Source organism: Bradyrhizobium amphicarpaeae (assembly GCF_002266435.3).
GTDB classification, from domain to species: domain Bacteria; phylum Pseudomonadota; class Alphaproteobacteria; order Rhizobiales; family Xanthobacteraceae; genus Bradyrhizobium; species Bradyrhizobium amphicarpaeae.
Window position 1 is genome coordinate 1363520 of record NZ_CP029426.2, and the last position, 13446, is coordinate 1376965.

The 13446-nt window shown below is 65.8% G+C and carries 11 protein-coding genes; 6 read left to right on the forward strand and 5 right to left on the reverse strand.

Features of this window, described 5'->3' with window-relative positions; translation table 11 throughout:
• Positions 1-10: 10 nt before the first annotated feature.
• A complete protein-coding gene (locus CIT40_RS06635) occupies positions 11-388 on the reverse strand; it encodes a tautomerase family protein (protein WP_094895132.1) in 378 nt (125 codons plus the stop codon).
• Positions 389-545: 157 nt separating this feature from the next.
• On the opposite strand from CIT40_RS06635, the gene CIT40_RS06640 reads away from it, so the two are divergent.
• Entirely contained in the window at positions 546-1145 is a 600-nt protein-coding gene (locus tag CIT40_RS06640; RefSeq protein WP_094895133.1) for a TetR/AcrR family transcriptional regulator, read from the forward strand.
• A 3-nt stretch (positions 1146-1148) separates the two neighbouring features.
• Here the strand turns inward: CIT40_RS06640 and CIT40_RS06645 are convergent, their stop codons facing one another.
• Together CIT40_RS06645 and CIT40_RS06650 are read right to left on the reverse strand one after the other, a co-directional pair.
• Complete coding sequence (locus CIT40_RS06645; RefSeq protein WP_094895134.1) at positions 1149-1616, reverse strand: hypothetical protein; 468 nt, start codon at positions 1614-1616, stop codon at positions 1149-1151.
• Between the two features lie 11 nt (positions 1617-1627).
• Entirely contained in the window at positions 1628-2341 is a 714-nt protein-coding gene (locus CIT40_RS06650) for a hypothetical protein (RefSeq protein WP_244611920.1), read from the reverse strand.
• Between the two features lie 128 nt (positions 2342-2469).
• Here CIT40_RS06650 and CIT40_RS06655 point away from each other — a divergent pair, with 128 nt between their 5' ends.
• The 3 genes from CIT40_RS06655 (at position 2470) to CIT40_RS06665 (ending at position 9704) form a co-directional block, all read left to right on the forward strand.
• Positions 2470-4155, forward strand: coding sequence for a methyl-accepting chemotaxis protein (locus CIT40_RS06655; protein WP_094895135.1), 1686 nt, complete (start codon positions 2470-2472; stop codon positions 4153-4155).
• Between the two features lie 283 nt (positions 4156-4438).
• On the forward strand, positions 4439-7741 hold the full coding sequence (locus CIT40_RS06660) for an acetyl-CoA carboxylase family protein (RefSeq protein ID WP_094895136.1): 3303 nt from the start codon (positions 4439-4441) through the stop codon (positions 7739-7741).
• A gap of 97 nt (positions 7742-7838) precedes the next feature.
• Positions 7839-9704 (forward strand): sigma-54-dependent Fis family transcriptional regulator, encoded by a 1866-nt coding sequence (locus tag CIT40_RS06665; RefSeq protein WP_162307377.1) that lies wholly within the window; start codon positions 7839-7841, stop codon positions 9702-9704.
• 182 nt (positions 9705-9886) lie between these two features.
• Here the strand turns inward: CIT40_RS06665 and CIT40_RS06670 are convergent, their stop codons facing one another.
• Both CIT40_RS06670 and CIT40_RS06675 read right to left on the reverse strand, forming a co-directional pair.
• Positions 9887-10408, reverse strand: coding sequence for a flavin reductase family protein (locus CIT40_RS06670; RefSeq protein WP_094895170.1), 522 nt, complete (start codon positions 10406-10408; stop codon positions 9887-9889).
• 125 nt (positions 10409-10533) lie between these two features.
• Positions 10534-11631: an LLM class flavin-dependent oxidoreductase gene (locus CIT40_RS06675; protein WP_094895138.1), complete on the reverse strand. Its 1098-nt coding sequence runs from the start codon at positions 11629-11631 to the stop codon at positions 10534-10536.
• 214 nt (positions 11632-11845) lie between these two features.
• On the opposite strand from CIT40_RS06675, the gene CIT40_RS06680 reads away from it, so the two are divergent.
• Together CIT40_RS06680 and CIT40_RS06685 are read left to right on the forward strand one after the other, a co-directional pair.
• The gene (locus tag CIT40_RS06680; protein ID WP_094895139.1) at positions 11846-12772 is read left to right on the forward strand and encodes a 2-dehydro-3-deoxygalactonokinase; all 927 of its coding nucleotides are present in this window, start codon (positions 11846-11848) and stop codon (positions 12770-12772) included.
• Position 12773: 1 nt separating this feature from the next.
• Positions 12774-13406, forward strand: a complete 633-nt coding sequence (locus tag CIT40_RS06685) for a 2-dehydro-3-deoxy-6-phosphogalactonate aldolase (RefSeq protein ID WP_094895140.1) — start codon at positions 12774-12776, stop codon at positions 13404-13406.
• Positions 13407-13446: the final 40 nt, after the last annotated feature.

Consider the following 13446-nt stretch of genomic DNA (forward strand, 5'->3'; position numbering starts at 1 on the left):
CGCGGCCGCGTCACGCAAACTGCGCGATGCCGTGTCCCACCGACCAGTTCTCCTTGGGCGCGTCGAGCACGTTGACGAACACGTCTTCGGGCCGGATGCCCGGATTTGCGCCGAGACGATCCGCGATCTGGCGATACAGCGCCTTCTTCTGCTCGGCGGTGCGCGAGGCGAACACGGTGATCTGGATCAGCAATGCGTCGTCGCTGCGCGCGACGCCGTAACCGGTGCCGCAGCGGAAGTTCGCCGGCTCATGCTCGGTGATGGACATGAACGCGTCGTCCTCGGGCACGTCGAGCGCCGCGCGCATGGCCTGGTAGAGTCCGTCGAGAATCGCCTGCCGGTAGGCTTCGGACTTGCCGGCGCGCATCGCGATGTGAAGCAGTGGCATGAGCGGGTCCCTTTGCATGCGGGCTCGATCCGGCGGCGCAGGTCGCCTTGCCGGTTCGTCCGATTGACGGAACGGACTATCAATCCCATCTGGTTTTTGACACGATGTCGAGAAAGCATGTTCTTGACAGCGTGTCAAATACTTTGAGGAACGGAATTTGAGGCCGCGCGAATTCGATCATGACGAGGTGCTGCGCATCGCCTTCGACCAGTTCTGGCGCAAGGGTGTGCGCGGCACCTCGCTGTCGGACATCGCGCGCGATGCCGGGGTGCAGCGCGGCAGCCTCTACAATGCCTTCGGGAGCAAGGAGGCGCTGTTCCTGCAGGCCTATGGACGTTATGCGGAGGATTATCTCACAACCCTGCAAAAGGCGCTCGGGACGGGCAGCTTGCGCAAGCGCCTCACTGCGTTCTTCGATCTGACCATCAGCAATTTCCGTTCGGGCACGCCGCCGCGCGGATGTCCGACCACGCGCGGCCTGATGGAGCTCGGCGCCGCCGAAGGCGAGGGGCTGGACGAGGATGCCCGCCGGGCCTTTGCAAGCCTGGTCTCGCGCATCGTCGCGCTGGTCGAGGACACGTTTACGGCCGGAGCGGCGCGCGGCGAGTTCAAGGGCGACGCGGCGGCGGCGGCGCTCCATATCGTCACTGTGACGCGCGGCCTCGCCGTGCTCGAACGCGCCTTCGGCGACGAGGCGCAACTGCGCAAGATCGCCGCCGGCACCATCGATCTCGTGCTTGGCAGGAAAGGCGACTAGATATCAGCACAAGGCGAGGGCGTTGACCGCCCGCATCGCCGCAGCTTGCTGGCCGGAGCTGACGAAGGCGCAGACGATGGATTCGAGCTCGCCCGGCTGATTGCGACGCGCGACCGCCAGCAATCGCATCAGGTCAGTCTCGTCCTTCGACAGGCGACGACAGGACGGCGGCATGAAACACAGCTCGCATGGACGGCCGCTGCGCAGGATTCTGACCAGCGCGGCCACCCGCGCCACCAGCAGGGGACTGTCGGCAATATCAGGCGCCTCGTCGGCAAAGCGATAGGCGGCTTCCCAGCAATCGGAGGCGCCGGTCGCATAGGCCGCCCCGATGAAGCGGAATAGCGACAGCGCGACGCGGCAGAAATCATCGTAGTTGTCGACGCATGGGCGCGCTCCAAGCGCGGCCTGGAGCGGACAGCGCCGCGATTGGCCGGCGTCCGGCACAGAACCGCAAATATCCGGGGGCATGAACGGTCTCGTCAGTGCAATGTCGGGCTTCCGACCAGCCAGCCCTTCATTGCCATGGTCCGGTCATGGTCGAATGATCGCAATTTCCGGTCGGGCAGGATCAGCCCTGCCATGCGAAAGATCGTCGCGAGCCCGCGCACGGGCGCGAGCGCCCAATCGGCGCCGACCGGCGGCAGCCAGCTCTCGAACCGTTCGCGCACGATGTCGATGCGGTCCCGTTGTGCCGCGGCGATGGCGTGCAAAATTCCTTGCTCGCTGTCCGACATGCGCGGACATGTCGGGCAGTGCACCTCGATCGCGGTGTGGGCCGTGCAGGCGAAGATCTCGATGATGGATTCCAGCGAAAGCACGGCATCGCCGACGCGGAAATGGTCGTACACCTCCTGGATGTCGGCTGCGGTCGGAACGGCGCCTCCGCTGCGTGCCTTGGCCCGGAATCCCCAGATGAAGAGCCGTTCCGCGGCGCTGAGCGCGGGAAGCTCGGTGGACGCGGTCGGTGTCGATCGATGCATGAAGTCTCCGGCGTCGGCAGCGCGCTCGAGTGTGATGCTGCAAGTCTGCATCGATCGTTCGGGCAGAGCGGCGGCCAAGTCAACGCGGGGTGGCCCGATATCGAGGCTTTCTAGATTGGAAGAACCGCAATCCAATGCGTGCCCGCGTCCAATTTTCAATCGCTCGAACCGCTGAATCTCGCTGCGGCCTTTCTCCCGCGTCCCGCGGAGCACAATTCGTTAACGAGCCCTTAGGCGGGTCATGGCATACCAAAAACTCGTTAGGGCAACGGCCGGATTGCCCAATTCATGATTTTAACCGGTGCACGCCAGTTGCGGCGCCCTGTTCAGAGAGAACGACTGTGCTGAACCAGATTTCGATCCGTACCAAGCTTTTCAGTGCCGTGATCGCCATGGCGGTGGCAATCTGCTGCGTGACCGGTATCGCGCTGTGGTCGATGTACCAGCGGATGTACCAGGACAGGGTCAATCTCCTGAAGGCGATGGTCGAAGCCGGCTACAGCCTTGCGGAGAAGTTCGAGGCTTCGGCCGCAGCCGGCCAGATGACGCGGGATGAAGCGCAGGCACGCTTCAAGGACGCGCTGCTCAAGATCCGCTATTCCGGCGACGAATATCTGTTCGCCCATACCTATGACCAGGTCGGGTTCGCCCATCCCAGTCCGAAGCTGATGGGCAAGGATGTCTCCGGTATCAAGGACGCCAAGGGCGTCCCTGTCATCCCCGCGATGATCGACATCGTGAACAAGAAGAACGAAGGCACCTACGCCTACGACTGGCCGCTGCGGCAGGACGATCCCGCGACGGCGGTGAAGTTGTCCTACGTCAAGGGGTTTGCGCCGTGGAAGATCTTCATCGGCACCGGCGTGTTCGTCAACGACATCTGGACCGACTTCATGACCATGTTCTGGAAGATCGTCGGCATCATCGCGCTGCTTGCGCTTCCTGCCATCGGCCTCGTTGGTTTGGTCGGCCTTGCCGTCAGCCGTAGCATTCGCGGCGTCAGCGCGGCGATGCAGGCGCTGGCCGACGGCGATTTGTCGATCGACCTCCCCGAAGCAAAGCGGGTGGACGAAGTCGGCCAGATGGCGCGTGCCACGATCTATTTTCGCGACCGTATGGCCGAGAGCGAGAAGCTGCGCGTCGAACAGGAGAGATTGCGTGCAGATACGGCCGCACAGCGCAAGCAGGACGTGTATCGCCTCGCCGACGATTTCGAACATGCGGTCGGCGCCATCATCGAGGCCGTTTCGAATGCGGCGGGGAATCTCGAGAATTCCGCCGGCAGCCTGACCTCGACCGCCGACCGGTCGCAGGACCTGGCGCAGGCGGTGACCTCTGCGTCCGGCGAAGCTTCGAGCAACGTCCAGTCGGTCGCGGCGGCGACCGAGGAGCTCAGCTCCTCGATCACGGAAATCAGCCGGCAGGTGCAGACCTCGGCGCGCATGGCCGGCGAGGCCGTCGCGCAGGCACAGAAAACCAACGAAAGGGTCAACGAATTGGCCCGCGCCGCGAGCAGCATCGGAGACATTGTCGCGCTCATCAACGGGATCGCCGCGCAGACCAACCTGCTTGCGCTCAATGCCACCATCGAAGCCGCACGTGCGGGCGATGCCGGCCGCGGCTTCGCCGTGGTCGCGTCGGAAGTGAAGCTGCTGGCTGAGCAGACCGCCAAGGCCACCGGCGAGATCGGCGAGCAGGTCAGCGGGATGCAGGCTGCGACCGGCGAGTCGGTGGCGGCCATCAAGGAAATCGGCGATACCATCGGCGGCCTCTCCGAAATCGCATCGGCGATTGCCGCAGCAGTCGAGGAACAGGGCACCGCGACACAGGAAATCTCGCGCAACGTTCAACAGGCCGCGCACGGAACGCAGCAGGTGTCGGCCGGAATCGCCGACGTGCAGCGAGAGGCGTCAGAAACCGGAATCGCGTCGACCCAGGTTCTTTCTGCGGCCCGTTCGCTGGCGGCTGACAGCACGAGCCTGAAGCAGAGGGTCACCTCCTTCCTCACCTCGGTACGTGCAGCCTGAAGACCAGGCGTCCAGTATTCCGCTTTACGGCATTGGCAAAGCGCCGATGCCGTTTTCCTTGACATGACCTGTACAGTGATCGACGTGTAATGGCGTCGAGCGAGGGCACGTCCGTGCCCTCGCGACAGCATCGAAGGACCTCATGAACGCGGGCGTCGTCGAAACGACTTGCCTCTCCACTTTGGACAGCCTGTGGGACAAGGCTTGGCCTCTCCCGCTGGGCACGACCGGCGAGGTCGACCAGCATCCTGCGTGACATGCTGCATGCGAGTGAAAGAAAACGATGTCGTTCAAGAAACTCCTGATCGCCAATCGCGGCGAGATCGCCATCCGCATCGCGCGCGCGGCGGCCGATGCCGGCATCGCCACCGTTGCGATCCATCCCGCTGATGATGCGCTGTCGCTGCATCTGCGCGTTGCCGACGAGGCGGTTGAAATTCCCGGCCGCGGCGCCCGGGCCTATCTCGATATCGATGCGGTGGTGAAGGCGGCGACAGGCGTCGGCTGCGACGCCGTGCATCCCGGCTACGGCTTTCTCAGCGAGAACGCGGCGTTCGCCAAGGCCTGCGCCGATGCAGGTATGACGTTCGTCGGGCCGAAGCCAGCCGCGCTCGAATTGTTCGGCGACAAGGTCGCGGCCCGGCACTTGGCAAAGCGTTGCGGCGTGCCGATCATCGCCGGCACCAGCGGGCCGTCGAGCCTCGAGGAGATCACGGCGTTCTTCGCTTCTCTCGGCAGCAATGCGGCGATCGTGATCAAGGCGATGGCCGGCGGCGGCGGGCGCGGCATGCGCGTGGTCGAGAACGCGGCCGGTCTCGCGGAGGCCTATGCACGCTGCCAGTCCGAGGCGAAGGCGGCGTTCGGCTTCGACGGCGTCTATGCCGAGCGGCTGATCCGGCAGGCGCGCCATATCGAGGTGCAGATCATCGGCGACAAGCACGGCGCGATCTCCCATCTGTGGGAGCGCGAATGCACCATCCAGCGCCGGCACCAGAAGCTGATCGAGGTCGCGCCCAGCCCGTCGTTGGGCGATGCCCTGCGCGGCCGTATCATCGAGGCGGCCAAGCAGCTTGCGACCGCAGCCGCTTACGACAATCTCGGCACGTTCGAGTTCCTGGTCGATGGCACCGCCGAGGACAGCTTTGCCTTCATCGAAGCCAATCCAAGGCTCCAGGTCGAGCATACCGTGACCGAGGAGGTGCTCGGCCTTGACCTCGTGCGCGCCCAGCTCGCGGTCGCATCAGGCGCGACGCTCGCCTCGATCGGCCTCGCGCAGGGATCGGTCCCGAAGCCGCGCGGCTACGCCATGCAGCTCCGCGTCAACATGGAGACGCTGGACGCAACGGGCGCGACGCACCCGACCGGCGGCGTGCTCGCATTGTTCGAGCCGCCGTCGGGGCCCGGCGTGCGCGTCGATAGTTTCGGTTACGCCGGTTACAAGACCAGCGCGGCCTTCGACTCGCTGCTTGCAAAGGTCATCGTGCATACGCCGGGTGAAGCCTGGCATGACGTCGTTGCAAAGGCTTCGCGGAGCTTGCGCGAATTCCGGATCGAAGGTGTGGTCACCAATATCGCCTTCCTCCAGGCGGTGCTGGCGCATCCCGATTTCCGGACCAACCGCATCGCGACCGATTTCATCGATCGCAATGTCGCAAGGCTCGTCGATGCCGCCGATGGTGCGGCAAAGCCGCTCTACTTCGCCCCGTCCGGGCGAGATGGCGCGCACGCCGAGACGCACGTCGCGCAAGCGGTGCCTGAAGGCACGGTGATGGTCGCAGCACCGCTGCAAGGAACCATCGTCACCATTCAGGTGAAGGAGGGCGAGATCGTTCGCCCGGGCCAGCAGCTCGCCGTGATCGAGTCCATGAAGATGGAGCATCTCGTGATGGCCGAGCAGGGCGGCCGCGTCATGAAACTCGCTGCCGGCGACGGCGCCACGCTGATGCATGGCGAGGCGATCATGTATCTCGAACCGCTCGACGTCGCGGCTGACAGCGCGGCCGCGGAGGCCGATATCGACCTCGATCACATCCGCCCTGATCTCGCCGAGCTGATCGCGCGTCAGGCCAACACGCAGGATGCGAACCGACCGGCCTCGGTCGAGCGCCGCCGCAATACCAACCAGCGCACCGCGCGCGAGAACGTCGCCCAGCTCGTCGACGAAGGCTCGTTCATGGAGTATGGCAGCCTCGCGATCGCAGCGCAGCGCCGCCGCCGCAAGCTCGACGATCTCATCAAGAACACGCCGGCCGACGGCCTCGTGATGGGCGTCGCCACCGTCAACGCCGAACAATTCGGCGGCGAGGCCGCACGTTGCATCGTCGTGGCCTACGACTACACCGTGCTCGCGGGCACGCAGGGTCACATGAACCACAAGAAGATCGACCGCATGCTGACGTTGGCGGAAGACTGGCGCGTGCCGCTGGTGTTTTACGCCGAGGGCGGCGGCGGCCGGCCCGGCGACACCGACCGGCTCGGCATGACCGGGCTCGACGGTCCGTCCTTCGTGCAGTTCGCAAGGCTCTCCGGCCTCGTGCCGGTGATTGGTGTCGTCTCCGGCTATTGCTTCGCCGGCAATGCCGCAATGCTCGGCTGCTGCGACGTCATCATTGCCACCAAGAACGCCTCGATCGGCATGGGCGGTCCCGCCATGATCGAGGGCGGCGGGCTCGGCGTCTATCATCCGGCCGAGGTCGGCCCTGTCTCGTTCCAGTCGCCGAACGGCGTCATCGACATCCTGGTGGAGGACGAAGAGGAGGCGACAAGGGTCGCTCAGAAATATCTGTCCTACTTCCAGGGCGCGGTGTCCGAGTGGGAGGCCGCCGACCAGCGCCTGCTGCGCCGCGCCATCCCCGAGAACCGGCTGCGCGTCTACGACATCCGCAGCGTGATCGATCTCGTCGCCGACAAGGACAGCGTGCTGGAGCTGCGCCGCGACTACGGCGTCGGCATGATCACCGCGCTGATCCGGATCGAGGGCAAGCCGTTCGGCCTGATCGCCAACAATCCGCGCCATCTCGGCGGTGCGATCGATGCCGATGCCGGCGACAAGGCGGCACGCTTCCTCCAGCTTTGCGACGCCTTCGATCTGCCGATCGTCTCGCTCTGCGACACGCCCGGCTTCATGGTCGGCCCCGAAGCGGAGAAGACCGCGATCGTGCGCCACGTCTCGCGCATGTTCGTGACCGGCGCGAGCCTCACCGTGCCGCTGTTCGGCATCGTGCTGCGCAAGGGATATGGCTTGGGCGCACAGTCGATGATCGGCGGCGGCTTCCACGCCTCGTTCTTCACCGCGGCCTGGCCGACCGGCGAGTTCGGCGGCATGGGCCTGGAGGGCTACGTCCGGCTCGGCTTCCGCAAGGAGATGGAGGCGATCGCCGACCCCGAGGAGCGCGAGACCTATTACCGCAACAAGGTCGCCGAGCTCTATGCCAACGGCAAGGCGGTCTCGATCGCCTCGGTGTTCGAAATCGACAACGTCATCGACCCCGCCGAAACACGGCGCTGGATCACGGCCGGCCTGCGGTCGGTGCCGACGCCGCCGGCGCGGCCCGGGAAGAAGCGGCCGTGCATCGATACGTGGTGAGGGCGGTGCAGCAATAGCCCCCGTTCCCTGTTCCCGATTGACATCCCCGCCTGTGGTGCCAGACTTTGCACAATAATACAGGGTGGAGACGTCCGCGATGGCCAGCCTGTCGGCCTCGAACCATGTCGCCCGTGTCTTGTCCGTCGCCAATCAGTTGGCCGACGTCGATGCCTCGTCGCGGATCGCGAGTTCCTGGCGGCGTTGCCTCATCAGCCACAAGCTCGATCCCGCCCGGCAGGGGCCGCCGCAGACGCTTAGCGAAGCCGAGATCCGTCACGTCGCCGAGCCGATGGAGGAGATGATCCGGCTCGTCACGCCCGAGCTCGACGACCTCGCCCGCGTGCTGCGCGATGCCGGCTATTGCGTCAACCTGGCGGATGCCAACGCCACCATGCTGTTCAGCCGCCTGCCCGGCGAGGCCGACGCGCGGATGTTCATGGACTGGAAGATCTACACGGGCTCGAATTTTTCCGAGGCTTTCGAAGGTACCAACGGGCTCGGCACCGCTCTTGCGGAGCAGAAGCCGATCCTGGTGCATCGTGACGAGCATTTTCGCGCGCAGTGGCACATGTTCTCCTGCGCCGTGGTGCCGCTGTTCGACCAGGCCGGTCGCCTCACCGGCGCCGTGAACATCACTTCTTGCCGGGAAGATCTCGAGCGCGCTGCGCATCAGCTCGCGCTCGCGGTGACGATGGAGGCGACACGGCGCATGGAGGGCGCGATCTTCCGCGGTCATTTCCGCAACGCCTGGATCGCAACCGTGCCGGGCGACGGCGGCAGCGGTCTGCTCGCCTATGACGAGGATCGCCGCATCGTCGGCGCCTGCCGTTCGGCGCGCGCATTGCTGGGGCTCACCGACGGCTTGATCGCATCCGGCATCGATCTGTCGCGCTACGTCAAGTTCGATCATCATGCCGCTCGCAGCGCGGACGAGACAGTCGAGTTGCGCCGCGCCGATGGCAGCGGGTTGGGGCAGGGGCATGTTACGCCGCCGCTGCGGGCGAGATCATCGGTGCGCCCGCTTGCACCGCGCCGCGATGAGCCGGTCGATCGCTTCGACGCATTGCATCGGCTCGCCGGTCGCGATCCCGGCTTGATCAGAAGCGTCAGGCGGCTCCGCAGTATCGGCGATCACAATCTGCCGGTGCTGCTGTACGGCGAAACCGGCGTGGGCAAGGACGTGTTCGCGCGCGCCATTCACGCCGGCAGTAGCCGGGCGCGCGGCAATTACGTCGCGCTGAACTGCGCGGCGATGCCGGAGAGCCTGATCGACGCCGAACTGTTCGGCTACGAGGCCGGCGCCTTCACCGGTGCGCGGCGCGACGGCTCGAAGGGGCTGATCGTGCAGGCCGACGGCGGTACGCTGTTCCTCGACGAGATCGGCGACATGCCGATCGCGCTGCAGACGCGGCTGCTCCGCGTGCTGGAAAACCGCGAGGTCTGGCCGCTCGGCGCGCTCAAGCCCGCCGCCGTCGACATCCGCCTGATCAGCGCCACCCACCGCGATCTCGGCCGCATGGCGGAGGAGGGCGCCTTCCGCGCCGATCTCTATTTCCGCCTGCGCGGCCTGGAGGTGCGGCTGCCCGCCTTGCGCGAGCGCGCCGACCGGGACGACGTCATCCGCCAGATCGCGCGCGAGGAGGCGCCGAACTGCCGCGTCTCGGACGAAGCATGGTCGCGGCTCTCGGCCTATTCCTATCCCGGTAACATGCGCCAGCTTCGCCACGTGCTGCGGCTCGCCGGCTGCACCGCGGAGGATGGGGTGATCACCGATGCCGATCTCGATCTGCCGCCGTTCGGCGGGAGGGCAGAGCCTGATCTCGCAGCGGCCGAGCGTGCGACGATTGTGGAAGCTTTGCGCAAGCATGGTGGCCGCGTCACGGAAGCGGCGCGGGTCCTGAAGCTTGGTCGCGCAACGCTGTATCGGAAGATCAAGGCGATGAAGATCGAGACGGCGCAGTAGGCGTCCCTTTCTTCCCCGCTCCCCTTCTTGTGGGAGAGGGTGGATCGCCGCGGAGCGGCGAGACGGGTGAGGAGTGTCTCTCCACGAGTCCAATTCTCAACTGAGCCCTCGGAGATATACCCTCATCCGGCGCTTCGCGCCACCTTCGCCCACAAGCGGAGAAGGAAAGAGAGCGCCGTTCTTTACGAAAAATCGCTCCAGCTCAGATGCCGCGAGTCGAGATCGCCTACCGTGACGGTGCCGCGCATCTCGCGCGGCGTGTGGAAGCTGCTGCGGAGATAGATCAGCGGAGTCGCTTCCGCGCCGTGCGACACGCCGCGCACCTCGCCGACGAAGATCGAATGCGTCGTCGTCTCGAATTCCTGCGCCAGCACGCAATCGAACGCAGCGACGGCATCCGTAAGCACCGGCGCACCCGTGGCCCCACGCGTCCACTGTCCGAACGCAAAGCGGTCGTCGCCGTTGACGCCCTTCTGGCCGCTGAAGGTGAGCGCGAGCAGCGCGTGATCCTCATGCAGGAAGTTGATCGCGAAGGCGCCTTCCTCGCGGATGCGCGCATGTGCGCTGGCGTTGCGGTTGACGCAGACGATCAGCGAGGGCGGGCTATCCGACAGCGAGCAGGCCGATGTCACCGTCAATCCCGTGCGCTTGCCGTGCTCGGCCCCGACCGTGACCAGCGCCACGGCTCCGGCACATTGGCGCATCGCCTGCTTGAAATCCTTTGCGTCGAGAGGATTGGCGTCGAGAGGACTGGCGTCGGCCGTCACGCGGAAATCTCCGAAAGAAAATAGAAGCGGGTGCGGCACGATCGCGCCGCACCCGCTGAGCGTCAAGCCGCCTTCTTCGCGGAGCCGAGATGCTTCAGGCGCGGCATCACCTCGTTCTTGAGCAGCGAGAGCGAGTGGTGCCAGGCTTCCGGCTTGTGCTTGTAGTCGAAGCCGAACACGCAAAGCACGCCGAAGCCGCCGACCTCGTCGTAGATCTTCTCGATCTTCTCGGCCACGGTCGCGGGCGAGCCGACGATCCAGTTCCGCTTGGCGCAATATTCGACGGTGACGTCGCTATCGGGCACGTCGGGCGCGTGCTTCAGATAGTCCTTGAAGCCGAAATGGCCGAGCAGCGGCAGGAAGTACTCGCCCATCATCCGGCCCATCATGTCGCCGGTCGAGAGTTTCCAGGCCTCCTCGTCGGTGTCGGCGACGAACACCTCGCGCACGAGGCGCCAATCGGCGCGGTTCGGCTTGCGCCCGGTCTTGGCCGCCCCGATCTCGACCGAGTCCCAGTGGCTGCCGACATAGGCCGGGTTGAGGTTGAGGCTCATCGGAATGAAGCCGCGCTCACCGGCAAGCTTCAGCGTGTCCGAGTTCTTGGAGAGCCCGGCGACTCCGATCGGCGGATGCGGTGTCTGCAGCGGCTTGATGTGCGGCTTGAGGAAGTCGAACATCGTGTCCGGCTTGGTCACCGTCCAGAACTTGCCCTTGTAGGTCCACGGCGCGGGATCGCTCCACATCTTCAGGATGATCTCGAGCGCCTCGCGGGTCATGTCGCGGTTCTGCCCGCTCATGCCATCGACGTTGAACATGGCCCAGTCGCTCGGCAGGCCGGATGCGGCGACGCCGAAATTGAGCCGGCCGCCGGAGAGATGGTCGAGCATCGCGACGCGGTTGGCGAGCTCGGCCGGGTGGTGATAGGGCAGCAGGAAGCCACCCGGCCCGATGCGAAGCTTCTTGGTCTGCATCAGCGCCTGCGCGATCAGCAGGTCCGGGGTGGGATTGGGTTCCCAGGGCGCGGTGTGGTGCTCGCCGATCCAGGCCTCCTGATAGCCGAGTTCGTCGAGCCAGCGCAGGACCTGCAGGTCCCAATCGTGCCCTTCCTTCAGGCCGCACTCCGGCGGATGCGAAGGCATCGTGAAATAGCCGATTTCCATGGGTTTCCTCATCTGATGTTGACGCGTCTTGTCGCGCGTTGACGGAGTTGAGCAGGCCTGCTCGAGCAAGCGGTGTGCCAGAGCGGCGCAGCTTCAAATCGACGAGAAAGGGCTGGTTTGCCCGCGCAATAGCCGGTATCTCGGCAAAGACTTGAAAGACCTCGTCTCATCGTCGCGAGACGGCGTCCCGGCCGTGAGACGAGGACAGTTCCGAATGACCGAGCCCGCTTATGTCGCGGTGGACTGGGGCACCAGCAGCTTCCGGCTGTGGCTGGTCGATCGTGCCGGCCAGGTGTTGGCCGAGCGCCGCAGCGGCGAGGGCATGCTGGCGGCCGCGAAGGCCGGCTTTCCGGCCGTGCTGCAATCACATCTCGCGGCGGTCGAAGCGCCGGATCATGTGCCGGTTCTGGTCTGCGGCATGGCCGGCGCCAAAACCGGCTGGGTCGAGGCCGGTTATGTCGACACGCCGGCACCGCTCGCGGCCGTCCTGAACCAGGCCGTGCGCGTCCCCGGGCAAGCGCGTGACATCCGCATCCTGCCGGGCATCGCGCAGCGCGACGCCAGGGCGCCCGACGTCATGCGCGGCGAGGAAACGCAGCTGCTCGGGGCGCTCGGCTTTGAAGCCGCCGGCGAGGCGCTGGTCTGCATGCCCGGCACGCATTCGAAATGGGTGCGGGTGAAGGACGGCATCGTCGAACGGTTCTCCACCTTCATGACCGGCGAGCTGTTCAGCGTCGTCTCGCGCGAGACCATCCTGTCGCTCGCGGTCGCCGGCGCCGACGAGGCCGAGGATGTCGCAAGCTTCCAGGCGGCGGTGAAAGCCGCTTACGAGGCGCCGGCCTTCGTCGCCAATCATTTGTTCGGCGCGCGGTCGCGCCAGCTGCTGTTCGGCGGAACGCCGGCCGCGGCGCGCGAGACGCTGTCGGGCACGTTGATCGGCGTCGAGCTGGCGGCCGGGCTCGCCGGCCCCGTGCCGCAAGCGGGTGTCAGGCTGATTGCCGCGGGGCGGCTTGCGGTGCTGTACCGGCTGGCGTTCGAGACGCTGTCGGTCAACGCCAGTCCGGTCGATGCGGATGAAGCCGTTCGACGCGGCCTGTCGATGGCGGCTGCCGCGATCTGGACGACATCAAAGGATTTTTGAGATGAGCATTCCCTTCCCGCCGATGAAACGACCGCTGGTTGCGATCCTGCGCGGCGTCAAGCCCGAGGAGACCGAGGCGATCGTCGGCGTGCTGATCGAGGCCGGCATGACCGCGATCGAAATTCCCCTGAATTCGCCCGATCCGTTCCGCTCCATCGCAACGGCGGTGAAGCGGGCGCCTCCGGACGTGCTGATCGGCGCCGGCACGGTGCTGGCCACCGCGGATGTCGATCGTCTCAACGACGTCGGCGGCAGGCTGATGGTCTCGCCGAATGTGGATACGCAGGTGCTGGTGCGTGCGCATCAATACGCCATGGTGACGCTGCCCGGCGTGTTCTCGCCGACCGAGGCGCTGCTCGCGGCGCGCTCCGGCGCATCGGGCCTGAAGTTCTTCCCGGCCAGCGTGTTGGGTGCGTCCGGCATCGCCGCGATCCGCGCCGTGCTGCCGTCGGGTGTGATGATCGCGGCCGTCGGCGGCGTCTCCGATCAGAACTTTGCCGAATACATCAAGGGCGGCGTTACCGCCTTCGGGCTCGGCTCCAGCCTCTACAAGCCCGGCATGAGCGCGGCCGATGTCGCCGCGCGCGCCAGGGCGACGATCACGGCTTACGATCGGGCAATTCAGAAAGACTGACGGCAATAAACTAGCCGTGATCCCGTCCTGGCCTATTGTG